This is a genomic window from Photobacterium sp., from assembly GCF_033720175.1.
Lineage (GTDB): Bacteria > Pseudomonadota > Gammaproteobacteria > Enterobacterales > Vibrionaceae > Photobacterium.
This window is the reverse complement of sequence record NZ_JAWWDA010000001.1, coordinates 270,980-296,184: the sequence shown is the minus strand read 5'-3', so window position 1 is coordinate 296,184 and position 25,205 is coordinate 270,980. Positions and strand designations below refer to the sequence as shown.

Sequence of the window (25,205 nt, the reverse complement as noted above, 5' to 3'; positions counted from 1 at the left end):
TTTGAAACAGAAGTATGTTTAAATCAAAGGCTTATTTAAATAATACCGATTATGTCATTGGCACCATGATTTGGGTTGCCACAATAACAATGACAATACCCACAATCACAGGAACAGAAGTGCGCTTCGCGACTTCAAACGGAGAGAGCTTCGCCATGCCTGAACACGCGACCACCACGCCAGAGACTGGAGAAACAGTACGGCCAAGGTTTGATGCCTGAAGCATTGGAATAACCAGATAGGCTGGGTTAATTCCCATCTTTGCAGCAAGGCTTGGGATCAATTCGACGAAAGCATAGAACGGTGCATTACCAGAACCCGTAGTGATTGCTGCAACCGCCGTAATAGCAACCAGTAGAATCATGAGAACAATACCGCCCGCACCTGCAGCTTCAGCAAGGTGTAGCAGATTGTCGATGAAGCCAACAGATTTTAGGCCTTGTGCAAAAACACCGGCAGCAATTAATAGCATAACCACGCTAGAGAACGCCTCAGCCATCCCTTTATACGCCGCGTCCAGACCGTCAAACACCACTATTGAATTGCGGTGGCGGATAAGTTCGATAATGGCTGCCAGGAACATACAGATAACCAAAATAGTGACAATATGCAGTTCAGGCAGGAATTTTCCGCTGAATAATAAAACGCCGATGATAGGCGTGAATGGCAGGATGCAGAAGAACTTAGGGGCATCAACGGTCAGTTCACTTACGTCAAGCTTTTCATGGATTACACCTTCTTTATCATCGAGGTAACGCTGCCAGAAAAAATGCGCTGCAGCCATACCAATGATAGCGAGTACGGAGATCGGTAGTGTTGTTCTGAACGCAAAATCAATCAGTTCCATACCAGAGGCTTCTGCTGCGATAATTACATCACCGGAAGTAGGAGAAAGAATGAGCGCGGCAGGTGATGCGCAGATGGCGGCCGCAGCACCACGACTGATCCCCATGTTGACCATGAGTGGGAACAGCGTCGCCATGAGAAGTACTCCCAATCCGGTTGCAGATGCGACAGCCAGTGACATCAGGCATGCAACAAAATAAGTCGCGACCATCAAGACATAAGGGGATTTAATAAAACGTAATGGTTTAGATGCCATTTTCACGACCATGTCGTTGGCACCAATTTTTGTCATATAAGCTGCGAAGCCGCAAAGCACCATGATCATCATGCCCAGGCCGCCGGTACGATACATTAACAGGTACTTAATGTATTCGAAAACGTCAGTCGCTGCGTTTCCTGTCGATGTTACGCCAGATGGCAGTACGTCCTTACCTAATACTGCTGTGATAGCGAGCAAGATAATACCGCCAGTTAATAGCACTCCAGTTGCCGTGTATCCTTTGAAGATGTAGCGGCCTACGCCTCCCGCAACGAGAAGGCCAATTAATAACTCCGACATGAAAATATCCTTTTAAAGTACAAATAAAACAGAAAATGCAAGAAATCCATACCTTACAAAATGTTTTCTTACATATTATGACTAGGCAATTTACCTAATAAAATATAAGCATACGATAGCTATCAACTTAACTTATGATCTAAAGCAGGGTTTTCTATGGCGTGTTAATTAAGTGCTACATTAATGAAAAGTATTGCCGCGCCAACTGTAAAAAATTAACGAAATCGTTACTTCTGGTTGTTAATCAAACAAATGACAGCTAACGCCATATAAGATAAGAAGGATGTTAATCAAGGGAAGAGCATTTCATAATTAAATGTAAATATGATTATCAATCAGCAATGTTTCTTCACAAATGCCATGAAGGCGCGATCGGCGAGCGACAGGTAACCATTTTTGCGCCAGGCCATGGCGATATTAAGATAGACAGGCTCAGCGAAGGGGATGGGAATTAACCCTGTCTCATGTTCAGTCACCAGTTCTAAGAGAGCAGAGACCGCGAAATTATGCCTGATAATATTGAGGATCATTGGCAGAAGGTTAGTTTCAAAGGCTATTTGAGGGGTAAAGTGATGGGTGTGGCAGATGTGATCAATAAATTCGCGGTGGAAATAGCCTGGCTTGAACATGACCAGCTCTTCTTTAAAGAAGTCTTCGAAATGAATTAGCGACTGTGAGGCTAATTCATGCTCTTCACCCACGACGGCAACCATTTGCGAAGTAATAAGGTGTTCAGTTTCTAGCCTGTCTGGCACATCGACGTTATGGATTACACCTAAATCAAGCTCGCCGTCCAGTAACATTTTACGAATTGATTGGGTGCCTGCTTCGACGATGGTTAATTTAAGGTTGGGATACTGACTTTTAAATCCCATTAATATTTCCGGGAAAAAGTATGAGCCCAGCATACTGGGGACCCCTAACCGCACCTCGCCTCTTTCCAATCCTTTCAATTCATCCATGGCAATATTTGCATCGTTAATTTGCTGCAATATGCATCGGGCATGCACGAGTAAGACCTCACCTTCGTGGGTCAGCGTAACTTTGCGATCAGTGCGATGGAACAGAAGTAAACCCAGTTGCTGTTCAAATTTCTTAATTGCAACACTTAAGGCGGGTTGAGCTATGTGTAATCGCTCTGCTGCCCGAGTGAAGTTTGCCGTTTCAGCAAGGGTGACGAAATAGGTTAATTGGCGAGTATCCATAGCTATAACCTTAAATTATCATCATGATAGTTTTTATATATTTTCATTATTGCGCTTCAATTGCTACCGTTTCCTTGTTGTCACTAGTGTGCACTTTGTTTTATGTGCTTTTGGTCCTTATTTGCTGAGTAGTTTAAAGATGATTGAAATAAAAACACCCGCATACCGCCGTGCCAGCTTTGCTCTTGCCTTGGGTTCCTTCCTGGTGTTTTGTAATCTCTATTTGTTTCAACCGATGTTGCCGCTAATGGCCGCAAAATTTGCAGTGAGTGCTACTCAGGTTAACTGGCTGTTAGCCGCCGGTACCTTGGCCCTGGCGGTAACGCTCGTGCCTTGGGCGGTCAGTTCAGAAGTTTTCGGGCGTCGGCGCGTGATGATGCTGAGTTTATTCTTGCTGCCTTTGGTTGGGCTGACAATGCTACTTACCGAGAGTTTGCTGGCGCTGACCTTAGCCCGGGCGGCAATGGGGGTGTCGCTGGCCGGATTTGCCGCTGTCGCGGTGGCTTATATGGCGGAAGAGTTTACACCCCAGGCACTAATGCTGGCCGTCGGGAGTTATATCAGTGCGAACTCGCTGGGGGGGATATCCGGACGACTGTTTGGTGGCATTGTGACTGAAAACTGGGGCTGGCAAACGGCAGTGATCGGGATGGCGGTGTTCAGTTTTCTCGGTGCGCTGCTTGTTTATGTCTTATTACCGGAGCAGCAATACTTCCAGCCACAGAAGGGCCAGTTACGAGCGCACAATAAAGGCGTGTTACGGCATTTGAAGCAGCCGGTACTATGGCTGGCAATGCTGATTGGCGGTGTTAACTTCGCGTTGTTTGTCAATTTATATACGGTCATGGGGTTCAGGTTAGTTGCTCCGCCTTATTCATTACCGATCAGTTTGGCATCGCTGATTTTTCTTTGTTATTTAAGTGGTACGGTAACCGCAAAATTCAGTGGCAGGTGGAGCCAGGTATACAGCCCCGTTAACGGCATGATTTTAGGCACCACAGTCAGCGCTCTGGGTATGTGGGTGGCGGTATATGATTCTCTCTATACCATGCTTATCGGGTTATTACTGATCAGCTCGGGTGCCTTTTTTACCCACTCACTGGCGTACGCCTGGGTAAGCCAGAAAGCGAAGACCGCCAAGGCAACGGCGACGGCCTTGTACCTGGTACATTACTATGTCGGTGGAAGCCTCGGTGGTTTCTATTTAATCGCCTGTTGGCAATACGGGGCATGGTCGGCGGTATTGGCGGGAGGAACGATCTTGTATTGCCTGATTTACGTACTGTGTTTGCGATTAAAGCGCCTGGAAAATAACAAAGAAAAAGCCGCGTCAGATGGCATTCAGCCAGCAGCTTAAGACCGGTCTCATTCATTGCAAGTACTGGCCGCAATGAATGAGAGGGTATCCTTATTTATTTGCGATTTGATGCTTAGGCGAGGGCCATGGCCAGCAGAGAGATAGGGTGAATGGTCTCTAATGCCGTATTCTCTTCGATTTGCCATTTACACGTTTCACAATCGGTAATGGCAAAATCGGCACTCGACTGACGGATCTGGTTAAACAGATTTTTACCGATAGCCATTGAAGTCTCGTAGTTTTCGGTTTTAAAACCGTAAGTACCGGCAAGGCCGCAACACTGGCTGTCTAATACCTGCACTTCCAGCCCCGGGATCATCTTTAACAACTCAATGGTATATAGGCTACCGCCGGTTCGCTCCAGATGGCAGGGGGTGTGATAGACAACTTTCTTATTTATGGGCTTCATTTTTGGTGTATTGCCATTCATGAAGTGGCGTAATAAAAAGCGTGTTACATATTCGATTTTGTCGGCCACATTTGTGTTATCCACTTTTAATACATGCGGATATTCTTCGCGTAACGTGAAAGAGCACGTTGATGAGGTGGATAGGATGGTGGAATCGTATTTTTCAATCGCCGTTTCAAAGTGCTTAATGTTCAGTTTGGCATTTTTCTTGGCTTTATCGAAAAAACCATTGGCAATCAAAGGCACGCCGCAGCATTTTTCTTTATCTAACAGCTGTACGCCGATACTCATCGCGTTCATCACTTTGACAAAGTCTTTGCCTAGCTGCGGGTGGTTATAGTTAACAAAACAGCCGTGGAAATAATGCACTTGCTGAGGGTACAGCGCCTGACTGGTGCAGTTTTGTTTGTACCAGCGGCGGAATGTACCATGGGAGTACTTAGGCAGACTTTTGTGATCATGTACCCCGATGGTTTTATGCATGATTTTTTTCACCGGCTTGAGACTGGTGACGGCATTGACCACTGGTGCAAAAGGTGTGGCTACCGAACCCATCAGATCGGTATGGCTCAAGACGAAATCACGAATGGTCTTGATGTTTAATGGTATTTTGGCGTGTTGGTCACGGGCAACCGCAATGATGTCACCAATTTTAACACCTGAAGGGCAGGCGGTTTCACAACGTTTACAGTTGGTGCAGAGCTTCAGGGTTTCATCATAAAAATCAGGGCTTTTTAAGCGCAGGCGTTCGCCATCAGGACCGCACTGTTTTGGGCCCGGATACTGTGGATTTGCTTTTGCGACCGGGCAGTAAACGGTACAAACGGTACATTTGATGCACTGGTCAAAACTGGTGTCTTTTTGTAGAAGGCTCATGCGATAGTCCTTTCTTGTTGTTCTTGTCGGCGTTGTTGCTCAGTGTCAGAGTCGGTTGGGTTCGTTAAAGTAGCGGTTGCGATCATTTGTTCGGCGATACAGTAGCCGGTACTGATTGCAACCCCGCTGCCACACCCTTCAAAGACGGGATCATAATGCGCGAGCAATGCGCCGGCGCAGAATAAGTTCTCGACTGTCTGATTATTTACGGATGCCTGAAATTGTGAGTTGCAGTCGGCACCCATTTTCAGGAATGGATGTGCCTGCTGAGCAAAAAACTGGGGCTGATACCAATGGTCGCGGTCCGGAATGGCGGCAGTGTCGAGACCAAAGACAGGTTCTTTTACATTGAGGCGCTGAGCGGCCAGGCCGCGGCTGAAGAAGCTGCCCGTCGCAATAACAAAGTGCTCTGCAATCAGGGGCATATCACGATGATTACGGGTATAAATACATTTCAATTTACCGTTTTCAAAATCACCGCCCTGAACCTCATCGCCGGGCAGAATAAGACCTCCTAGCGTTTTATAGTGAGATTTCATTGCTTCCTCGAGGCGAATACCGAGTAAAGACGGTGGCATGGTTGGCAGTTCACAAATCGTAAAGCCGGTTAATCCTTCTAGTAGCTTGATAGTTGCTGCACCATCGCCATTACCAAATACGGCAGGAAGCACCACCAGATCAGCTTTGCCTACCGACTGAATTAAGGATTTGGCAAAAGCATGGAGTTTCGTTTCGTCGCGCAATACCCGCGAAATATCGATCGAGCGGAATTCGCAAGGATTACGCTGCATAGTGTCAAAATCAGGCAACTCGACCGCCGCGGTGGTGATTTTTACCTCGCTAAACTGTGACAGCCTGGCCAGGTTATCAGCCGCCATCTTCGGCTGGAAATCGCGAAAGCCGTCAATGGTCACCAGGGCGATATGGGCCAATTGCCCGGCTGTGTCGGTCAGTGGAAACTGATGTACCGTTTGCTGAGATAGCCAGGTTGAGCGGAATGTGCCCATGGGGGTCAGGCGAAGATGGTTTCTATCGTCGGGCTGAGAAGACAGCAGTACGCCGCGGGCCTGGATCATCTCCTGATACCAAGTGAGTGCTTCGCGCACTTTAGTTTCGCCTAATTTGCTATAAGGATGATTCGGGCTTTGGGCCTTCAGGGCATCGAATTGGGCAAACGGCTGATAAACAGGTGTGCCATTTGGCAGTCGGCTTAATACATCAATAGAGCCCGAAGAAAAGTGTAATGCACTTTGGCCTGCCGCGATAACTGCGGTTTTGAGTCCGGCTTCTGCACAGCGGATCGCACAACTTAACCCGGCAACTCCGCCGCCAATAATCAAGCTATCAAATTTCATGATGCAACCTCGCTGTTTTCGCTATTGTTCTTGTTTTTAATTCCGATATTGCTGTTGTTAGTCTCTGACGGAATACGCGGTGTCTTCGGTTCGGTTAGCGCAGGGATGTCGTTTTGTTCCGGAATATCACTGACGCCAAACAGGCCTTCGTAAATCCAGTAGGTAAATTCGCCTTCACGCAGCGCATCGCCCCAGAATACCGGCTTGATGCCTTTCCAGCGCTCTTCAAGAAAATCGCTGAGTAAGTGGCTGGCTTCGGTGCCCGAAGTCTGGCCGTATTCAGAGAACAGGCCTGCAGCACGATAAGAGCACAGCTCCCCCTGACATGGTCCCATACCGACGCGAGTACGACGGCGCAAATCGATCAGGTTGTGGACATCCAGTTCTTTGATGGCGTATTCCACCTCGCCACTGGTCACCATTTCGCATTCGCAGATAACCGCCTGGCTCTTTTTATCGTTTTTCAGGAATTTTTCTGCACGTTCGCCATGGCGATAATAAGCCGATTGATAAATTGGTTTTGCCAAACTTGCAGTGTGTTTCATCGCCTTGGGGGCCTGTTCAGAACCCGGTAGCGGTTTTTCATGAGTAATGCACGGCTGAGTATTGCCCAGCTTTGTTGCGACCATATCGGTTGCCCATTCCGCCATCATGCGGTAGGTCATTAATTTTCCGCCGGTAATCGTGATGAAGCCGTCCATGCCGTCACGTTCCGCATGGTCAAGCAGTACAATACCGCGGCTGATATTACGACCACTGGTATCACCGTCTACCGCAACCAGAGGGCGAACACCGGCATAAGCCCGAAGCACGCGGGTATTCGCCATAATCGGTGCTAACTTGGCGCCCTCTGCCAATAAAATGTCAATTTCTTTACTGGTAACATGCAGATCATCGATTTTATCGTAATCAATACGTTCAGATGTGGTGCCGATCAGTGAGATGGTATCGCCAGGAACAAGAATATCGGCATCGGATGGTTTGCGGCAGCGGTTAATGACCAGGTTGTTGATGCGGTAATCCAGAATTAACAGCGAGCCTTTAGCCGGGAACATCTTGATGTTCAGATCAGCGTATTCGCAGATTTGCTGGCCCCAGATCCCGGCAGCGTTAATGACTTGTTTGGCCCGTACGGAAAAATGCTCACCGGTTTTCATGTTAAGGCAGTTCACGCCTTTTACGGCATGGCCTTCGCGGATCAAGCCGGTGACAGTGCTGTGGTTAAACAGGCGCGCACCGTGTTCAACCGCGTCCAATACATTGGATGCCGCTAAACGAAAGGGGTCGATAGTGCCATCAGGAACCTTCACCGCACCAATTAAATCAGGGTTACAGTTGGGCTCTAAGCGCAGGGCTTCTTCCGGGCTCAGTTGATCAACGTTGATATCGGCACGGGTACAGGCTGATAAGAAGGTTTTCTGGAAGTCGAGATCATCATCGGGCAGCGATATAAATAATCCCTGGGTGTCTTCGACACAGTGGCGGGCGATTTTTTTCAGGATGCGGTTTTCCTGAATGCACTCACGGGCCGATTCTTCATCCGTGACGGCGTAACGCGCTCCTGAGTGAAGCAGGCCATGGTTGCGGCCGGTGGTGCCTGATGCAAGATCATCCCTTTCAATCAGGATACATTTGATCCCGCGCAACGCACAGTCACGCATAATACCTGTTCCGGTTGCACCACCACCGATGATAACGACGTCTGTTTCAAACCAACTAGTCATGTTCGTTTTCGCTTATTATTTGTTAACCAGCCCACACAGGAACAGTTTGATTCCCTTTCGTATAGCATAAATATGCCACTTCTCAGCGAGGAATTATTTGATCTACTACACGTAAATGGTCGAACGAGTGTTCGTTCGCGCTATTTGGTGGTTGGTTGGCTAATTAACAGGCATGTGAACAGAAAAAAGAGCTTTAAAGCGCTTAATACGTGGCAGGAGGAGTGACATTATGAGCGAAAACGTTAAGCGACAGCTTGGCGGCGTTCATCTTTGAGGGTGAGATGGCCGACAGGGTGGAAACGACAGCAGTCGCGGCCAGACTTCTTACACTCGTAAAGAGCGCGATCGGCCCGCTCAAGCATAGATGACACCGTGTCGCCAGGCGAATAGGTGGAAATACCAATACAGGTTGTGATACTTAAGTGGGTGTCATCGAGACCAACAGGAAAATCCAATTTGCGGATACTGTCGAGCATACGTTCGGATATTTTATGGGCCATTGCCTGATCGCAACGCGGCAGAAATAAAACAAACTCTTCGCCGCCATAACGCCCGAACAGATCGGTTTTACGTATTTTTGTCTGCATGAAGTCAGTAAACCCGCGCAGCACTTTATCTCCGGCGCTATGGCCCCAAGTATCGTTGATACGCTTAAACTTATCGATATCGAACAGTAATACTGAAAAGGAATTGCCTTTAAGTTCGCAGTTTACCAGTGATTTCTGTGCCAGTTGCAATAACATGCGACGGTTATAAATACCGGTTAACGGATCCAGCGTCGCCTGGCGGTAGAGCCGCATCAACATGTAGAGCTTAGAGAGCTGAGACCAAAGTACCATCAAGGCCAAGACTGCTTGCAGCCAGTAGTTGGCGAGATTTTCAGCTGAGAGCAGCCGTTCGGTCAGAAGGTTAACTAAAATTTGGGTCAGTATTGTGATAGTCAGCAGACTGAGGCTTTCTTTAATGGTGAGCGGAAGAATGGTTAGGGTTGCAATATAAATGATGGGTAACAGTGTGTAGCCATATTCATATCCACTGAAGGCTAACGGAAAATCGAGCACCACTAAGCTGTAAACGTAGAACAGATTGAATCCGACAACCAGCGCAGTTATGCACCATTGGGCTTGTTTTAACGAGCTGTGCTGGTGATTTATTTTGGCGATAAAAAAGAGAAAAGTGCCCAGGAGAATGCGAGCGATGGTAATTTTCAGGCCCTGATCCAGAGGTAAAAAGTAAACGTCGAAGGGGATCCATAACATGAACAGCACTCCCCAAACGATAGAGAGCAATGATGTCCGGGTGCGGAGGTAGCTACTTCGTGTATTCTGAAAACTGGATGTATGCGGTTTTTTACTCCATAAATCAGGCAAATACAGTTTTACCGACTTAAGCAGCGGCTCTAGGTTTTGGCGCATTGTTTGCTTTATTTTGTCCATTTTCTTCCCATCTGGTATCTGGCTACTGATTCGGGATAGATCAAAATACAGTGCAAATTATCTCTATTCTGAGTGAGCTTATTATTCTACAGATTGAGTAACGTCACTGTGACCTTGGTCCAAGAAATGTAGCAACGATAGGCGTCGTTACGGTAAGCATTGTTTTATTTGGGTTGATATGAATGCAATGTGGCCCATTTTTTCAGCGTCATGGGCTGAACAGCAGTCTTGACTAAATCTAATGAATTATCGCTGAACTCTGCATCTTGAGGCGGTTTGGGTATATAATCCCGCCACTTTAATTTCACACAAGAATGATCATGTTAGCAGGCTACTTAACATTTTTAATTCCCGCATTATTAGGTGCTCAGCTTATTCTTACGCTGGTGTTGACCAAAGGTAACATTTGTCCCGGGCAGCGCGGACGCGTGCATAAAACGTTGCCAGTTGTCCTTGTCGGTTGGCTGTTAGCCGTTATGGCTCAACCGCTGGCGGTATTACCTCTTCTGGCATTGGCGTATTTCAGCTTCAAGGCGAAAACGGGAAAAACACGTGATACAGGTCCAATGCCGGTTCTGATGGCTGCTAACGGATTGGCAGCTCTGTGCTGGCTCGTGCTATTACCATCAATGTCATTGCCACAGGTTGGCATGAGTTTTATGGCAATCGCACTGTTTGGATCATCATTGGCACACTTACTGTTGGCTCAAGCCAAAACGCGCTTACAAGCTTTTCATCGTATTTTGCCGTTTGTGGGCTTGAGCAGTGCAATGGTCTTAATTCTGTTTATGCTGTGGCAGCTGACCGATATTGATGCTGCAGTCGTTGAAGCAATGACAACGAATGTCATTGCAGCGCTGTTGCTGCTGGTATTTGCCCTGCTGGTGTGGGCGTCACATATTCTACTCAGCCGCACCGTAAATCGCTGGCAGTTGTTGGTGGCGTCGGTATTGCTGGTGGTTTCCGGCTCAATGCAGTTAACCTTGTTCTGATCATCTAAACCTGCGAGTTCGGGATAGAGGGCTTTTTTATGCCGGTTGATTTGATCCCTACTATGCTTATCGGTAGAAAAGCGAGTGAAGGGGAAGGCGGTATGGAAATTTCAAATCTACTGAATATGGACAGTAAAATTGTCATCGGTATTATCAACGAACGACTCAGGCTGGAATGTTCCAGCATGGATGAGCTGGTCAGTCGCTATGAATTAGATGCTGATGAGCTGACCGAGAAAATGGCTACGATCGGTTATCGCTATGATCCAATTACCAATCAATTTAAGTAAACACCCAATCAGATTTAAAAGTAACAGGCCAGCATAACAATGCTGGCCTTTTTGTCCTTTGGGGGGTTCTACGCCGCTTTAATTCCTTCAAGATGCGTTTGGCACTGTTGCCTTGCGGTAGCGAAGAATGCCTGTAAATAATGGCGATCCTGCTCCGATGAACGGATGGCTGCAAATAGCCGGCGCCATAATCCCTCCCCAAGCGGTTTACTCACAATGAGTCCCTGGCGGGAAAAATCATGAATCGCCCAGTTTGGCAGCGCCGCGACGCCTAAGCCTGCAGACACCATCTGAACCAGCATTAACGTATTATCTGCTTGCTTCCAGGCTTTTGGCTCGACGTTCGCGGGCTGGAGAAAGTGCTTTACAACATCCAAACGGTTCTTTTGCACCGGGTAACTGAGCATCGTCTGATTGGCAATATCACCAGGTTCGATAACGTCTTTATCGGCTAAAGGCGACTGAGGGGATACCACCAATCGCATTTCAAAATCGAATAAAGGTTCGTAGTGAATTTCAGCCCGGGGTTGAATATCTGAAGTGATCACAACATCGAGCTCGCCAGAGGCCAACGCCGGGATCGGTTCAAACCCGAAACCGGAAGAGAAATCGAGTGCCACGGAAGGCCAGTGGATCTGATATTCCTTTAATGCCGGCATCAGCCACTGGAAGCAGGAGTGGCATTCAATTGCCATATGCAACCGGCCATTGGCATCGGCTTTGAGGCCTGAGAGATCGTGTTCTGCTTTAACAATACGGGGGATCAGCTCATCTGCCAGTCGGAGTAAAATTTCGCCTTCAGCGGTAAACTTTACAGGGCGAGTTTTACGGAGAAAGAGTTGTCCGCCCAGCCGTTGTTCCAGATCTTTTAGTTGGTGTGATAAAGCAGATTGTGTCAGACACAAGGTGTTAGCCGTTGCGGTGAGAGAACCTGTATCGCGTAGAACAGAAAGGGTTCTGAGGTGCTTAATTTCAATCATGAGCGAATTTCAACATCCTTGTGATCACTATGAATTCAATGTACCTGTTCAATAAGGATGTGTAAACATCTAGACGTCTATTGCCTGTGGTTTTGATCTAATGAAATGATTATTAATTTTTCTCATAATCAAGGTGAGTAATTAGAAATTGTTCATCTTGTTTATATGCGCCATTGTTTAGCCATCCATACCGCTAAATAGACAGCAGGGAATCACAATGACAGTTTCAGCAGTTCATAAAACCATCACCCACATTCTGGGTTACCCGCGTGTAGGCTCACAACGAGAGCTGAAATTTTCACAGGAAAAATACTGGCGCGGTGAGATTGATCAAAAAGAACTTAAGGCCGTGGGTAGCTTATTGCGCCACCGCCATTGGGGGGATCAGGTCGGTGCCGGGCTGGATTACGTTTCTGTGGGGGATTTTGCCTGGTACGACCATGTTTTAAGCACCAGCATGTTACTTGGTCATATTCCCCAACGTCACAAGAACGGCTTTCCGGATCTTGATACACTCTTTCGGGTTGCACGCGGCAAAGCGCCCACCGGGTGTGCTTGTGCGGCATCGGACATGACAAAGTGGTTCAACACCAATTACCATTACATCGTTCCTGAGTTTACTAAAGACGATCAGTTTACTGTCAGCTGGCAGCAACTGTTTGAAGAAGTGGCTGAAGCGAAAAAAGCAGGCCACAATGTAAAACCTGTTTTGCTTGGTCCCGTTTCTTACCTTTGGCTAGGTAAAGAAAAAGAAGCAAGTTTCGATCGCCTGACGTTACTGCCGCGTCTGTTATCTGCTTATCAGCAGATCTTAACCAAATTGGCCGCACTGGGTGTAGAGTGGGTTCAGGTTGATGAACCCGTGTTGACGCTTGAATTGCCAACAGCCTGGGCAGATTCCTTCAAACTGGCTTATCAGGTACTGAATGGCGACGTGAAGTTATTGCTTACCACCTATTTTGACAACATTACCCACCATCTGGACAAGATAACTGAGCTGAATGTCGACGGTCTTCATGTAGACTTATCTGCCGCGCCTGCACAGTTGGACGACGTGGTTGAGGCGCTGCCCGATCACTGGGTACTGTCAGTAGGAGCCGTCAATGGTCGCAATGTATGGCGTGCTGATCTGTCTCAGCTCCTTGAGAAACTGCAACCGGTTAAAGCGCAGCTCGGCAAGCGTCTGTGGCTGGGAAGCTCCTGTTCGTTACTTCATAGCCCCATTGACGTAGATCTTGAAACAGAGCTGTCACCCGATGTGCGTCAATGGCTCTCTTTTGCGAAGCAAAAATGTCGTGAAGTCACCTTGCTTGCACAGGCTTTGGATGGTAACAGCATTGCGATTGAGGAGTGTCATAAATACAGTGCTCCCATTAAAGCGCGATTAAACAGCGCACGGGTCAACAACCCTGATGTGCGCCGGCGCACTGATGCAATTACCGGTGCATTGGCTGACCGTAAAGCGCCGTATGCCGAACGAGCACGCAAGCAGCGCGGAGCCTTGAATTTACCGCTGCTACCCACAACAACGATTGGTTCATTTCCGCAAACCGCTGAAATTCGTTCTCAGCGAAGTGATTTTAAAGCAGGTAGGCTGAGTAAAGCCGATTATAACGCTGTGCTGAAAGATCATATTGCCGATGCTATTGCCCGTCAGGAAGCATTGGATCTTGATGTACTGGTTCATGGTGAAGCTGAGCGTAACGACATGGTAGAGTATTTTGCCGAATTATTAGAGGGTTTTGCGGTAACCCGTTTCGGCTGGGTACAAAGCTACGGTTCTCGCTGTGTAAAACCGGCGATTATCGTGTCAGACATCTATCGGGCCAGAGCAATGACAGTAGAGTGGGCGACATACGCACAGTCTCTGACAGACAAGCTTGTCAAAGGTATGCTGACTGGCCCGGTCACCATCCTGGGCTGGACATTTCCGCGAGAAGATTTGACGCGGGAAGAGATTGCCAACCAGATAGCCTTAGCGCTGCGTGATGAAGTGGCCGATCTGCAAGCGGCGGGCATCAAGATTATTCAGATCGACGAGCCGGCTATTCGTGAAGGCTTGCCCCTGAAAGAGAGCCAGTGGCCGTTGTATCTCGATTGGGCTGTTAATGCCTTTAAAATCGCGGCGGGAAGTGCAGATCCGCAAACGCAGATCCATACGCATATGTGTTACAGCGAGTTCAACCACATCATCAAATCTGTCGCCGCGCTGGATGCCGATGTTATTACCATTGAAACATCTCGCTCAGACATGGAGTTATTAACAGCATTTGAAGCATTTAATTACCCGAATGAAATAGGCCCGGGTGTTTATGATATTCACTCGCCTAATATTCCGCCAGTAGAACAGATTATTCAGTTAGTCGAGAAGGCAGAAGCCCTTATTCCGGTTGAAAGGTTATGGATTAATCCTGACTGTGGCCTGAAAACCCGTAATTGGGAGGAGACCGAAGCCGCCCTGAGTAATATGGTTACTGCCGCAAAAGCACTTCGTGAGGAGTGGCATGCAAAAGCGGTTTAACAAATTGCCATGAAAAGAAATTGAGGGAGTGCTCTAAGCACTCTTTTTTTCGATGTGGAAAAATCAAAAAATATCTTTAAGTTACAGACTTGAGGCGAGGGTAGATCCCCCCGCCTTTACGTGCAACGATGATTACTGAGGCTCAGTACGTGTGAAAGTCAGTATGTGGCTGGCGCTTGTTAGTGTTAACTGATCACCAGAAATTTTCGCCTCACTCCAGTCCGTCAGTGTCTGGGTCAGGGTATTTTCCATCTCCATTGCCGGGGCAGGGCAGGCCATCATAGTCATTCCCATTTTTTCAATGCGTAACTGACCGTCGCTCAATTCAGCCTGACCAAAGTAACGGTTGCAGCCAGAATAACCATTTGCGCTCATGTCATTGGTGAGCCCAATATTGGGGGCTGTAAACGGCTCTGGTAACTCAATGGCTTTGTTGTCAACTTGAGTGAGCACCCAATTGTGGTTAACAAGATCCCCCTCGGTTGCAATTTTACTGATCTCGCCGTTGTTGCCTGCACATGCAGCAAGGATCATAGGTAATACCAATACGGTAAGTAAACGCTTTTTCATAGTGTCGATTCCCAGGGTTTAGATGTGGATATACTCTTTATTGAACAGAAGCTGTCTTACGATCAATTAAAGAATGGAGAGCATTAATACCAAACTGTATAACAATAAGAAAGCTTGCTATCTCTTTATTCACAGCATGAATAAGTCACTGAGCTTTAAGGATTAAAATCAATTATGACAAAGGTAAAATAATATGTGTTAGAAATACGTGATTTTTACTGTGGCTTTGCACGGTAGATATCGTCTGAAATGATCTGAAGTCGTTTGAAACACCGTTTACATTAACTTGGTATTAGGTTTTTTTTCGATCATGTGAAGATGAACATCCTGTTGCGGGAAGGGGATAGAAATTCCTTCTTGGTCGAACCGGATTTTAACCTCGCGAGTAATATCCCAGTATACATCCCAGTAATCTTCAGTTTTTACCCAAGGACGAACAATAAAATCAACAGAGGAGGTATTAAGCGTGTGCAGTTTAATGGTTTTTTCTGGCTGACCTAATACCGCAGGGTGAGCATCAACAATGTCACTCAACACTTTTTCTGCCAGTTCAATATTGTCGCTATAACCAATACCAAAGATCATATCGACACGCCGAACGCGTTCATGTGTCATGTTTTTGATTATGTCTCCCCAAATTTTGCTGTTTGGAACAATGATGATTTGGTTATCAAACGTTTTTATGGTGGTGTTTACCAGGCTCATATGGCTCACTTTGCCCGATACGCCGCCAGCTTCCACAAAGTCACCCACATCGAATGGCCGGTAGATCAGCAGCATCATGCCGGAGGCAAAGTTGGACAGGGTATCTTGTAAAGCAAAACCGATGATCACACCGGCGACACCAAAACCAGTAAGGATTGGGGCCAAGTTTAAGCCAATTTGCGACATGGCAATGAGCAGGCCTATGACAAAAACGCCATTGCCGGATATGGAGGTGAAGAAGTCCTGCATCAGCTGCGATAAATTAAGGTTTGGTGAGGAAACCGCTTTTTTCACCATTTTCCGCGTTAATTTTTTCAGCCCGCGGAACACGATAATGATGAATACGAAGATCAGGGAATTGAACAGTAGCTGTGGCGCTTTATCAAATATCCACTGTCCGAATTCATTCCCCCAGGTAGAGATGATCGAAAAAATGACGTCGAGATTGAGCAGATCATTGGTAAGGGTACCTGTGGCTTCAAAAAGCTGTTGCTTATACTTTGTCGTATCCAGAGCCATCTTGTCACCGAGCTTGACTAAAAACTGCAAGGTGTCGATGTCACTGGCTACTTTGCGCTGTGCAAGAATGTGCACCAGTTGGACGGAGGTTTTTTCTCCTTCAGTCGCTGATTTAAGCTGCTTACTGAGCAAGGCTTCTTGCTGGCTATCGAAGGTCAGGGATGCAGACATGAACTCCAGCCGGTGTTCAATATCATTGATCAGTGCTTGTTCTTTTTTCGGTGCTGGGTCACCAAGTAGTTTTAGCCATTGATAGTTTTCCCATTGTTCTTCGAACAGGCGGGAGGAAAAACGGCGGGTTTCATCCAATGACTTCTGCGCCAAAAGTTTTCCTTCATTCGTTTCCTTGTCCAGTTCCTTTTCATCTGTTTTTATTTTATTGAGCAAAAAAACCGATGCGTCTGAGATGAATTTAACCTGCTGGTGGACATGTCTTAGAAGAAGCTCATGCGTCTCTTCGGTCCGGTTATCAATTAAATCCTGAATAACCTCCCTAAGCGCATTGTTTTTATTGAGAAGCTGTAGGCGAACCACATCCCGAGCGGAACCCGACATGGTCTGAGATTCGGTATAAAGTGCTGCAATTTCCTGATCAAGTTGTTCTAGTTTCACAATTTGCGGCGAGGATTCTTGTGCAATGCAAAAAGATGACAGTAACAGAAATAATAAAACCAATACCCGCATTATAAACGCTACTCTTGCCAACAGGGATTTTACAAGCATAGCAAACGCAATCATCTGGTGTTCAGAATTGGGCACATAAAAAACCATAGCTTGGATTATTATCTTTAGTATCTTTTGTGTTTGCAGTCTCTCAACGCGGGCGGGCTGGATCATTCCCAAAGGGCGAGTTGACTGGCGAAATAGGCTGTGTCGCTGATTTTCAACGTACAGTTGCGATATGTTTAAATCGGCACTTTGCCTGATAGCCAATAAATCTTCGCTAAAACGAGCATCTTGAGGTCACTTGAATATAATTAGTTTGATAACTGAGTGATCGTCGCAGTAAGTGTTGGCTTGGCAGGTAGTCTTTAGGTGGCGTAATGATTAATCATAATATTGTGAAAATCAGCTTAAAAAACGGGATTAAGGATCTTTTCGAAACGTCTGGTGGCGGAATAAAAGAGCTTTTTGAAACATCGGCGGGAATAAGAGGGATTGAATACAGTTCAAGTCGTGAAGCTTATATTAATAAAAATCAGCTTGTTTGGTTTCATATTGATGAAGAAAAAATGACCATAGCAATGAGCTTTGGTGATGTCAGGTCGACATTACAATTCCCTGACCATGGTGGTGAATTTCAGCGAATAAAAAGAGATCTGACAAGGTAGTTGAACTTATTGGAGCCGATGGGTTGCCGCCAAATTGTTGTCATTTTTGCGTACATGAGTTGGTTTTACTGATGGTTTTCCGTAAAAAAAGCCCCCTTGCAAGAAGGGGGCAATAGTACCATCGCTAATATATCCCCACTTCCCGCAAGCCCCGTCATACCTAGGGTTTTCATATTTATCAACCAGTTGTGAAAGGTTGATGAATGCAATATGCATCAGTATTAGTGGGTTTTATTCACGAATGTCGCCACTCTGTCGCCACTTTCTGGCGGCGGATTAAAAGGTGTTTAAAGGAAGTTCAGAGGGTTTTTAGTGACGGCATCTTGAAGGTGATCGGGGGCGAAATGGCTATACACCATTGTCTGTTTTATATCGGTATGACCCAGTATGCGCTGAAGCACTAAAATATTGCCACCGTTCATCATGAAGTGGCTTGCGAAGGTATGACGTAATACGTGTGTCGTTTGGCCTTTAGGAAGTTCAGGGAAGCACCGGCGGATGCGTTTATAAAGAGGCAAATAATTGGTAGTGAAAAGTGGGCCATTACCGCGACAGTGAATCTCATCATACAGCTCAGATGAAATAGGCACAGTGCGATTTCGCTTCCCCTTGGTATTGGTAAACGTGATTTTGTGTTTGGTCAGTTGAGAACCTTTGAGGTTCGCGGCTTCCATGATGCGTGACCCAGTAGCAAGGCAGACTTTGATGATTTTAACTATCTCTTCACCATTGTTGGTGTGACTCACAAAGTCGAGAAGGTGGATGATTTGTTCGTGTGTTAAAAAAGCGAGTTCCTTTTCCGGTGTCTTGATTTTTTTAACGCTTTCGAAAGGGTTGGGGTGGTTCCACTCATTTAAGCGATGCAGCTCATTAAACACAGCCTTGAGCAAAGTAAGCTCCAGGTTCTGAGTTTGTGGCGACAGTTCCTTTGCACCGTTTACAACAATATTTCGTCTGGTTGCACGATAGCGGGTGAAATCACGGCCACTGCATTGGGCTGCTATAGGGTTGCCCATTAATTCGCTGATCACCTGCAAGCGGCGGTAACACATCTTACCGGCTTTAATGTTTTTACCGTGATACTCAAACCACAAATCAACCAACTCTGATAACCGGCGATTATCGGGTTTTTCTCCAAGCCACGGCTTATCTTGAATTTCACGCATGGTGAAACGCTCAAAAGCTAGGGCTTCACCTTTGGTCGAAAACTTTTTGCGTAGACGTTTGCCTTGCCGCCCTTGGGGGTAGCATTCGCAAAGCCATGAACTATCTGTTTGTTTTCTAACGGCCATAATAGTATATACTGTTTTTATATACAGTCATTCTAGGACTCAATTTTAACTTTGCAATGTTTATTGCTGCATATTGCAGACATACGATTGAACGTTTATCCAGCAGTTGATTTTTCCAAGGTGGTACATTTGCCATTCAAAGGTATAATCTGACTGATTTTTTTAATTATTTTATTGGTATTGTTGGTACATGAAAGCAATTGATTTATTCGCAGGGGCAGGTGGCTTTTCTCTGGCAGCTCATAAAGCTGGGGTAAAGGTTATGGCTGCTGTAGAGTTTGATGAACAAGCTGCGATTACCTACCAGCAAAACCTAGTTGATCGTTTAGAAGCGCCTACAAAGGTTTATTCTAAAGATATTAACACCATTGATATTCCTGAATTCATGGAAGAGCTCGCTATTAAAGAAGGTGAGCTTGACCTGTTGTTGGGTGGTCCACCTTGCCAGGGATTTTCTGGACACCGGCTAGGGGATAGTTCAGTTGATGATCCTCGTAATAAACTGCTTATTCGATACTTCGATTTTGTGCATGCACTCAAGCCAAAAGTTTTTCTTGTAGAGAATGTTCCGGGTATGTTGTGGAAGCGCCACGAAAAGCACCTGAACAATTTTTTAGATTTGGCTAAAGAAAATGGCTACAAGATTATCGGGCCAGAGCGCATTAATGCCAAAGATTATGGTGTACCTCAGAATCGATTACGTGTTTTCATTCTTGGTGTTCGAGAAGATGTTGATCTAGCAGACTTACAATGGCCACCTCAACCAACGCATTTCAAGCCGGGTTCAAATAAGTCAGAATGGTTAACTGCTTCTAATGTTTTCGAACGGCCGCCTGAAAAAGAATTAGAGCGATTATTTGAACGGTTTGTGAAAAAAGACAGTATTGAACATGATAAGGCTTGGCAAATAATTGACTCATTGAAGTTCGGTAAACCTGTAGCTTCGATAGAAGATGACCCATGTGCTTTTCATATGAACCATACTCCTGAACTCACAGCACGGTTTGCGGAAATAGGACCTAATGGAAGTCGTGATGAAATCGGCACTCAGCTGAAATGTCATAGCAATGGCCATAAAGGCCATAAAGATGTTTATGGCCGTGTTCGTTATCACCTGCCAGGGCCGACGATGACGACAGGGTGTTATAATCCATCAAAAGGTCGTTTTGTGCATCTATGGCACAACCATGGTATTACGCTACGTCATGCGGCAAGGTTCCAGACATTCCCTGATGACTACATCTTCCAAGGCACTGCAACATCTCAAGCCAGACAGATAGGAAATGCAGTGCCCATAGAATTAGGGAAGCATCTCATTACTGCAATATGCAGTAGATTGAAATAAGAAAAGTGCCTACAATGTTAGGCACTTTTTTTTGCGCAAATTTCTGAACTAAAGGCAAAAATGGCAAAGATAAAAACAAGAGCCAGAACGTTGGATATGCTTGGTAGGCAGCAAATAGCAGGTATCCCAACAGCTCTTAGCGAGCTTTTCAAAAATGCTCACGATGCATATGCTGAAAATGTTGAAGTTGATTATATAAGAAAACAAAATTTACTGATCCTCAGAGATGACGGCTTAGGCATGAGTCGTGATGAGTTTGAGAGTCGATGGTTAACTATTGGTACTGATAGTAAATATGAGCATTACTCAAGCATAGATATGCCCAGCACGGACTTTAATAAGAAGAAACGTGTTGTGATGGGGGAAAAAGGTATAGGCAGGTTAGCTATAGCTGCTATTGGACCTCAAGTTATTGTATTAACCAGGAAGAAGAACTATCTATTAGACGAAAATGGAGAAATGATTCCATTAATTAAAGACTTAAAAGAGGGTGAAAAGCAAGAATATAAATTTGAGTTATCGGATCTAACAATCGCACTTGTTAATTGGTCTTTATTTGAGCTTCCAGGTCTGGATCTAGACGATATTGAAATACCTATGGAGACAATTGAAGGTGGTAAATATTTAACTACTGATGTCTTTACTAGGCTATTAAGTGACACCAAAAAGAATTATAAAGTAATTGCACAAGCAAAGATAGAACAATTTAAACGAACAAAAGAATATGAGAAACTTCAAGGGATTATTTCACCAAGTGAGTTGTTAGAAGAAATAAAAATAATACTTGGATTAAAGAAAATTGAAGATGAGTTGTTATCTTTTTCAAATATAAACCCTGACATAGTTAAAATGATTAAGGAAGGACCTAGTTTATTTGATAATGGACATGGCACTCATTTCATAATTTCCTCTGTCGAAGAAACTTTGATTGATGATATTGAAGATTACGGTAAAAATAAAAAAGAAGGTGCGTCAAAGTTAGAGAAGGGGTTGTTAGGGTTTACTAATACAATGAATCCTAATGAAAGACCTCCGATTATTGCAAAGTTTAGATATCATACATTAGATAACTTTAGAGATGAACTTATTGGTGAGGATGTCTTTTTTACACCAGATGAGTTTCAAATGGCTGATCATCACATTGAAGGTGAATTTAACGAATATGGTCAGTTTGTTGGAAAAGTTTCAATTTATGGTGAAGAGGAGAAAGAATATGTATTACCATGGTTAGATGGAAAAGGAAATAAAACATTATGTGGTAAGTTCAGTTTTAAATTGGCCTATGTACAAGGTAGTTTAAAAGATACTAAATTGCCTCATGATATATGGAAAGATATTACGGCTAAGACTGATAAGATTGGTGGGCTATATGTATATCGTGATGGTATAAGAATATTGCCATATGGTGATGTTGATTATGACTTTTTGCACATTGAAAAGCGAAGAACTAAGAGGTATTCATCATTTTTCTCTTATCGAAGAATGATGGGATATGTTGAACTTTCTAGGGAAAAAAATAACACTCTTCAAGAAAAAGCTGGTCGAGAAGGATTTATTGAGAATACAGCGTATCGTCAATTTAAAAAAATCCTTGAGAATTTGTTTATCCAATTGGCTCAAGATGTATTTAATGACGGTGGTGACTATTCAGATTTATTTATTCAAAAACGAGATCGTTTAAATAAAGATTACGAAAACTTGAAGAAAAGAAATTCTTCAGTTTCGAAAAAAAGAGAACAGTTATCTAAAAATCTTGATAAATTCTTTTTGAAGTCTCATGAGCTTTATTGGAAAAATGAGGTAGAGAGGATTAAATGCAATACGTTATCGAGGCTCGGGAAAATCACGAGCGATGATATTGATAATGTGGATGATTTGATCTATAAAATCGAAAAGGATGTCAGGAGTGAATTTGCACGTCTTGATGATGAGTTAATTATTAGTCGACCTTCTGGCGTGGGTTTAACAAAAACATTGTCTGATGATTGGGACCAATACCTTACTTATAAAAAATCAGTATCGGAAAATGTGATTAAACCTGTAAAAAAGGAACTATCTAGTGTTTTGATGAGTATTGAAAATACACATTATTCTTCCGAACAAATAAAAGATAGAATGGTTAAATCTGTTGAGTCATTAATTGATTATCATGATAGACAAATAAAAAAAAGAACTTCAGTTCTTGGCGAAACATTATCTGATATTCAAGGGTGGATAAAAAAAGACATTTCAAAGAGCAGAGAAGAAGCAAAGACTAACTTTAATAATTCATTGTCAAGTCTGATTTCTTTGGATGCTTCTTCGAGAGATCCTGAATACTTGGCCGGAGTTAAGATAAAAGTTGAGGAGTCTATAGAAGATGTGTCGAAAAATACGGTAGATGGAATTGATGAACTTATCGCGCAGCTTAACACTACTAAAATTAATACTGATGAAAATGTTATGTCATCAAATGCATTGCTAGCTTCCTTAGAAACACAACTAGAAATACTCAAGGAAGAGGTCGATAATAACACTGAGCTTGCGCAACTTGGGATGTCTATTGGTGTGATACATCATGAATTTTCTAGCCATATTAGAAATGTAAGAGCAGGTATAAGAGAGCTACAACCTTTAGTTATAAAAAGCAAGAAAGCAACCATAGCTCTTAACCGTATAAGAGTGAGCTTTGAACATTTGGATGGCTATCTTAAACTTTTCACGCCACTTTCTAGACGATTAAATAGGAAAAAAGTTAAAGTTACAGGTGCTTCGATCTATGACTTTATATTTGAGCTGTTTTCAGAAAGAATTGAAGAGCAAGATATTGAATTGATAATAGAAGACGGGTTTAAGACTAGTTATATTGAAACTTATACATCTACAATTCTGCCTGCATTTGTCAACATTGTAGATAATGCTATTTACTGGGCATCAAGAATTGAAACTGGCAGATATATCAAATTTGGGTTTTCTGATGGTGGATTTTATATTACTGACTCTGGGCCAGGTGTTGCTTTAAAAGATAGGGATGTGATTTTTGAATTTGGTTTCTCCAGAAAATATCAAGGTCGAGGTATGGGGTTGTATATAACAAAACAAACATTAGACCAGGAAGACTTAGACTTAACTCTTGCACATTATAAAGCGACGGAAGGCGCTACTTTTATCATCGCACCAAAATCCGAATCGAAGGTATCATAATTATGCCATTTTTTTCAGCATCACGTGAAACAGCAATTAATTATTTGAGCACAGTCCTTACAGTCGATGATATGTTGGGTTTTGGTCCGCAAGAAACATTATCTGAAGAGGATTTTATACCTGAGGATGATGATGCGACTGAATATGGTGTCGCAGATATTGATAATAACAATAATGAAGAAACCCCTTTGGCCGATCATTATCTTGATTATCAAGAATTGTCAAAAAGTTTCGCATCTTTTGGGTTACATTGTAGTGGTTTAAAACCAGATACGACAAAGCCTGTTTCTGATGTCGTTGATGATATAATATTATCTGCTAATAAATCAGATCTTTGTATTTTTGATTGGGAAATGGAAGCGTTAAAAGATGGATCAACGGCAAAAAGTGTTATCGAGAAACTCGTCGCCAATGACTATGCTTTAAATGGTAGGTTAAGATTAGTTGTTATCTATACGGGGGTTGATCAAGCTAAGCACCGAATCGATATTATTGATCCGATAGCTCGCTTGATTGAAACTAAACTTAATGGTATCAGTTCCCATACTGTTAAAGTAACGGATCAGCATGTTGATATTTGTGATCAAGATGAAAATTGTAGTTGGCGTGTTGTTTGTGTTGGTAAAGGGACTGTAGACCCTTCTCAACTAGCAAATATTACTATTGATGAATTTGTTGATCTAACTGCGGGTCTATTATCTAATGCGACATTAGCCTCAATCGCGGAATTAAGACTTCATACAAATAGTTTACTTTATAAATTTAATAAAAACCTTGATTTTGCTTTTATATCTCATGTTTTGGGCCTCATGTCATCACCTCTTTCGAGAGGTAATGCTAACAATGTGTCGATAGACTATGCTATAGATCTTGTATCAGAAGAAATAAAATCATTATTACAAAATAGTTCTCTTTTAAAGGATGAGTTCAAAGAAGAGAGGATGTCAAAATGGCCAAAATTCAAGAATTCTAATGATCAAGTAAAGTATTTATTAGAGTATTCAGATAAATCTCATGAATTGACAGCCGATGAGTTATTAAGTGTTATGAATATAAGTAATCAGAGTGATGAGGATTACGACACTATCTTAAATGGCTTACAAATAACAAAAAGTAAATTCAAAAACAGTGCTATATCCCTTTCACTTAAAGGCGATGATGCTAAATTATATTTAGAGAAACTATCGTCTATTGAAGGTGTTAGAAGGAGTGTGTGCTCACATAAGACATCTACTCCAATATCGTTAAAACAAGGAACGATTTTAGAAATTAATGATATGATTTTTGTTTGCATTCAGCCTTTATGCGATAGTGTTAGATTGCAAGATAATACAGATTTTGTATTCTTGAAGTCAGTCTTTGATGAAACTGATGGGAAATTTACTCATGTTGTCAAACATGAGGATGAATATATAAAATTATATTTGGTACCAGGGAAAAATGGAGTACATAATTTTACATTCAAACCTGATGCTAATCGAGGTGAGATTATTTCTGTTTTTGAAAATGAAAAACACTTCTTTAATGCTGAATATAATCTTAATGGTATTGTTGATATAAAGATAAAACTACGTTGGTTAGGTGAATTAAAATCAAACGTAGCGCAGTCTTTGTGTACAAACCTTGCTAGCCAATTATCACGTGTTGGTCTTGATACAAATGAATGGCTACGTTTGCAATAAATTGAATATTAATTTATAAAAGATAAGC

At 43.8% G+C, this 25,205-nt stretch carries 18 protein-coding genes; 8 read left to right on the top strand and 10 right to left on the bottom strand.

Features of this window, described 5'->3' with window-relative positions; translation table 11 throughout:
• Positions 1-49: 49 nt before the first annotated feature.
• A complete protein-coding gene (gene dcuC / locus R3289_RS01250) occupies positions 50-1,405 on the bottom strand; it encodes an anaerobic C4-dicarboxylate transporter DcuC (RefSeq protein WP_318923531.1) in 1,356 nt (451 codons plus the stop codon).
• 335 nt (positions 1,406-1,740) lie between these two features.
• Complete coding sequence (locus tag R3289_RS01245; RefSeq protein WP_318923529.1) at positions 1,741-2,610, bottom strand: LysR family transcriptional regulator; 870 nt, start codon at positions 2,608-2,610, stop codon at positions 1,741-1,743.
• A 139-nt stretch (positions 2,611-2,749) separates the two neighbouring features.
• Between R3289_RS01245 and R3289_RS01240 the strand changes: the two genes are divergently transcribed.
• On the top strand, positions 2,750-3,967 hold the full coding sequence (locus R3289_RS01240; protein ID WP_318923528.1) for an MFS transporter: 1,218 nt from the start codon (positions 2,750-2,752) through the stop codon (positions 3,965-3,967).
• A gap of 73 nt (positions 3,968-4,040) precedes the next feature.
• On the opposite strand, the gene glpC is transcribed toward R3289_RS01240, so the two are convergent.
• The 4 genes from glpC to R3289_RS01220 form a co-directional block, all read right to left on the bottom strand.
• A complete protein-coding gene (gene glpC / locus R3289_RS01235) occupies positions 4,041-5,252 on the bottom strand; it encodes an anaerobic glycerol-3-phosphate dehydrogenase subunit GlpC (RefSeq protein WP_318923527.1) in 1,212 nt (403 codons plus the stop codon).
• A complete protein-coding gene (gene glpB, locus R3289_RS01230) occupies positions 5,249-6,607 on the bottom strand; it encodes a glycerol-3-phosphate dehydrogenase subunit GlpB (RefSeq protein ID WP_318923525.1) in 1,359 nt (452 codons plus the stop codon). Before glpB ends, glpC begins: the two co-directional genes overlap by 4 nt.
• Complete coding sequence (glpA, locus tag R3289_RS01225) at positions 6,604-8,331, bottom strand: anaerobic glycerol-3-phosphate dehydrogenase subunit A (RefSeq protein ID WP_318923523.1); 1,728 nt, start codon at positions 8,329-8,331, stop codon at positions 6,604-6,606. The genes glpB and glpA overlap by 4 nt, the downstream gene beginning before the upstream one ends.
• 242 nt (positions 8,332-8,573) lie before the next feature.
• Positions 8,574-9,767 (bottom strand): GGDEF domain-containing protein, encoded by a 1,194-nt coding sequence (locus R3289_RS01220; RefSeq protein ID WP_318923522.1) that lies wholly within the window; start codon positions 9,765-9,767, stop codon positions 8,574-8,576.
• A 320-nt stretch (positions 9,768-10,087) separates the two neighbouring features.
• Between R3289_RS01220 and R3289_RS01215 the strand changes: the two genes are divergently transcribed.
• Together R3289_RS01215 and R3289_RS01210 are read left to right on the top strand one after the other, a co-directional pair.
• Complete coding sequence (locus R3289_RS01215; RefSeq protein WP_318923520.1) at positions 10,088-10,759, top strand: hypothetical protein; 672 nt, start codon at positions 10,088-10,090, stop codon at positions 10,757-10,759.
• Positions 10,760-10,860: 101 nt separating this feature from the next.
• The gene (locus R3289_RS01210) at positions 10,861-11,049 is read left to right on the top strand and encodes a DUF4250 domain-containing protein (protein WP_318923926.1); all 189 of its coding nucleotides are present in this window, start codon (positions 10,861-10,863) and stop codon (positions 11,047-11,049) included.
• Positions 11,050-11,117: 68 nt separating this feature from the next.
• Here the strand turns inward: R3289_RS01210 and metR are convergent, their stop codons facing one another.
• Positions 11,118-12,029, bottom strand: a complete 912-nt coding sequence (gene metR / locus R3289_RS01205) for an HTH-type transcriptional regulator MetR (RefSeq protein WP_318923519.1) — start codon at positions 12,027-12,029, stop codon at positions 11,118-11,120.
• A 217-nt stretch (positions 12,030-12,246) separates the two neighbouring features.
• Between metR and metE the strand changes: the two genes are divergently transcribed.
• The gene (gene metE, locus R3289_RS01200; RefSeq protein WP_318923517.1) at positions 12,247-14,550 is read left to right on the top strand and encodes a 5-methyltetrahydropteroyltriglutamate--homocysteine S-methyltransferase; all 2,304 of its coding nucleotides are present in this window, start codon (positions 12,247-12,249) and stop codon (positions 14,548-14,550) included.
• A gap of 132 nt (positions 14,551-14,682) precedes the next feature.
• Here the strand turns inward: metE and R3289_RS01195 are convergent, their stop codons facing one another.
• Together R3289_RS01195 and R3289_RS01190 are read right to left on the bottom strand one after the other, a co-directional pair.
• Positions 14,683-15,120 (bottom strand): META domain-containing protein, encoded by a 438-nt coding sequence (locus R3289_RS01195; RefSeq protein ID WP_318923515.1) that lies wholly within the window; start codon positions 15,118-15,120, stop codon positions 14,683-14,685.
• Positions 15,121-15,396: 276 nt separating this feature from the next.
• Positions 15,397-17,028 carry a mechanosensitive ion channel family protein gene (locus R3289_RS01190; protein ID WP_318923925.1) on the bottom strand — a complete coding sequence of 544 codons (1,632 nt, stop codon included), beginning with the start codon at positions 17,026-17,028 and terminating at the stop codon, positions 15,397-15,399.
• Between the two features lie 359 nt (positions 17,029-17,387).
• On the opposite strand from R3289_RS01190, the gene R3289_RS01185 reads away from it, so the two are divergent.
• Complete coding sequence (locus tag R3289_RS01185; protein ID WP_318923513.1) at positions 17,388-17,675, top strand: hypothetical protein; 288 nt, start codon at positions 17,388-17,390, stop codon at positions 17,673-17,675.
• Between the two features lie 287 nt (positions 17,676-17,962).
• Here the strand turns inward: R3289_RS01185 and R3289_RS01180 are convergent, their stop codons facing one another.
• On the bottom strand, positions 17,963-18,967 hold the full coding sequence (locus R3289_RS01180) for a tyrosine-type recombinase/integrase (protein WP_318923512.1): 1,005 nt from the start codon (positions 18,965-18,967) through the stop codon (positions 17,963-17,965).
• A 190-nt stretch (positions 18,968-19,157) separates the two neighbouring features.
• On the opposite strand from R3289_RS01180, the gene R3289_RS01175 reads away from it, so the two are divergent.
• From R3289_RS01175 to R3289_RS01165, 3 genes are read left to right on the top strand one after another with little or no spacing between them, the layout of a single operon-like run.
• Positions 19,158-20,312: a DNA (cytosine-5-)-methyltransferase gene (locus R3289_RS01175; protein WP_318923510.1), complete on the top strand. Its 1,155-nt coding sequence runs from the start codon at positions 19,158-19,160 to the stop codon at positions 20,310-20,312.
• A 60-nt stretch (positions 20,313-20,372) separates the two neighbouring features.
• Positions 20,373-23,495 carry an ATP-binding protein gene (locus tag R3289_RS01170; protein ID WP_318923509.1) on the top strand — a complete coding sequence of 1,041 codons (3,123 nt, stop codon included), beginning with the start codon at positions 20,373-20,375 and terminating at the stop codon, positions 23,493-23,495.
• Positions 23,496-23,497: 2 nt separating this feature from the next.
• The gene (locus tag R3289_RS01165; protein ID WP_318923508.1) at positions 23,498-25,177 is read left to right on the top strand and encodes a response regulator receiver domain; all 1,680 of its coding nucleotides are present in this window, start codon (positions 23,498-23,500) and stop codon (positions 25,175-25,177) included.
• Positions 25,178-25,205 lie beyond the last annotated feature (28 nt).

Bases quoted from the DNA above. Each gene is read 5' to 3' on its own strand.
- R3289_RS01220 (WP_318923522.1), bottom strand. From the start codon at position 9,767: ATGGACAAAATAAAGCAAACAATGCGCCAAAACCTAGAGCCGCTGCTT.
- R3289_RS01245 (WP_318923529.1), bottom strand. From the start codon at position 2,610: ATGGATACTCGCCAATTAACCTATTTCGTCACCCTTGCTGAAACGGCA.
- R3289_RS01185 (WP_318923513.1), top strand. From the start codon at position 17,388: ATGATTAATCATAATATTGTGAAAATCAGCTTAAAAAACGGGATTAAG.
- R3289_RS01175 (WP_318923510.1), top strand. From the start codon at position 19,158: ATGAAAGCAATTGATTTATTCGCAGGGGCAGGTGGCTTTTCTCTGGCA.
- R3289_RS01165 (WP_318923508.1), top strand. From the start codon at position 23,498: ATGCCATTTTTTTCAGCATCACGTGAAACAGCAATTAATTATTTGAGC.
- R3289_RS01180 (WP_318923512.1), bottom strand. From the start codon at position 18,967: ATGGCCGTTAGAAAACAAACAGATAGTTCATGGCTTTGCGAATGCTAC.
- R3289_RS01210 (WP_318923926.1), top strand. From the start codon at position 10,861: ATGGAAATTTCAAATCTACTGAATATGGACAGTAAAATTGTCATCGGT.
- metR (WP_318923519.1), bottom strand. From the start codon at position 12,029: ATGATTGAAATTAAGCACCTCAGAACCCTTTCTGTTCTACGCGATACA.
- R3289_RS01170 (WP_318923509.1), top strand. From the start codon at position 20,373: ATGGCAAAGATAAAAACAAGAGCCAGAACGTTGGATATGCTTGGTAGG.
- dcuC (WP_318923531.1), bottom strand. From the start codon at position 1,405: ATGTCGGAGTTATTAATTGGCCTTCTCGTTGCGGGAGGCGTAGGCCGC.
- glpC (WP_318923527.1), bottom strand. From the start codon at position 5,252: ATGAGCCTTCTACAAAAAGACACCAGTTTTGACCAGTGCATCAAATGT.
- metE (WP_318923517.1), top strand. From the start codon at position 12,247: ATGACAGTTTCAGCAGTTCATAAAACCATCACCCACATTCTGGGTTAC.
- R3289_RS01215 (WP_318923520.1), top strand. From the start codon at position 10,088: ATGTTAGCAGGCTACTTAACATTTTTAATTCCCGCATTATTAGGTGCT.
- R3289_RS01190 (WP_318923925.1), bottom strand. From the start codon at position 17,028: ATGCGGGTATTGGTTTTATTATTTCTGTTACTGTCATCTTTTTGCATT.
- glpA (WP_318923523.1), bottom strand. From the start codon at position 8,331: ATGACTAGTTGGTTTGAAACAGACGTCGTTATCATCGGTGGTGGTGCA.
- R3289_RS01240 (WP_318923528.1), top strand. From the start codon at position 2,750: ATGATTGAAATAAAAACACCCGCATACCGCCGTGCCAGCTTTGCTCTT.
- glpB (WP_318923525.1), bottom strand. From the start codon at position 6,607: ATGAAATTTGATAGCTTGATTATTGGCGGCGGAGTTGCCGGGTTAAGT.
- R3289_RS01195 (WP_318923515.1), bottom strand. From the start codon at position 15,120: ATGAAAAAGCGTTTACTTACCGTATTGGTATTACCTATGATCCTTGCT.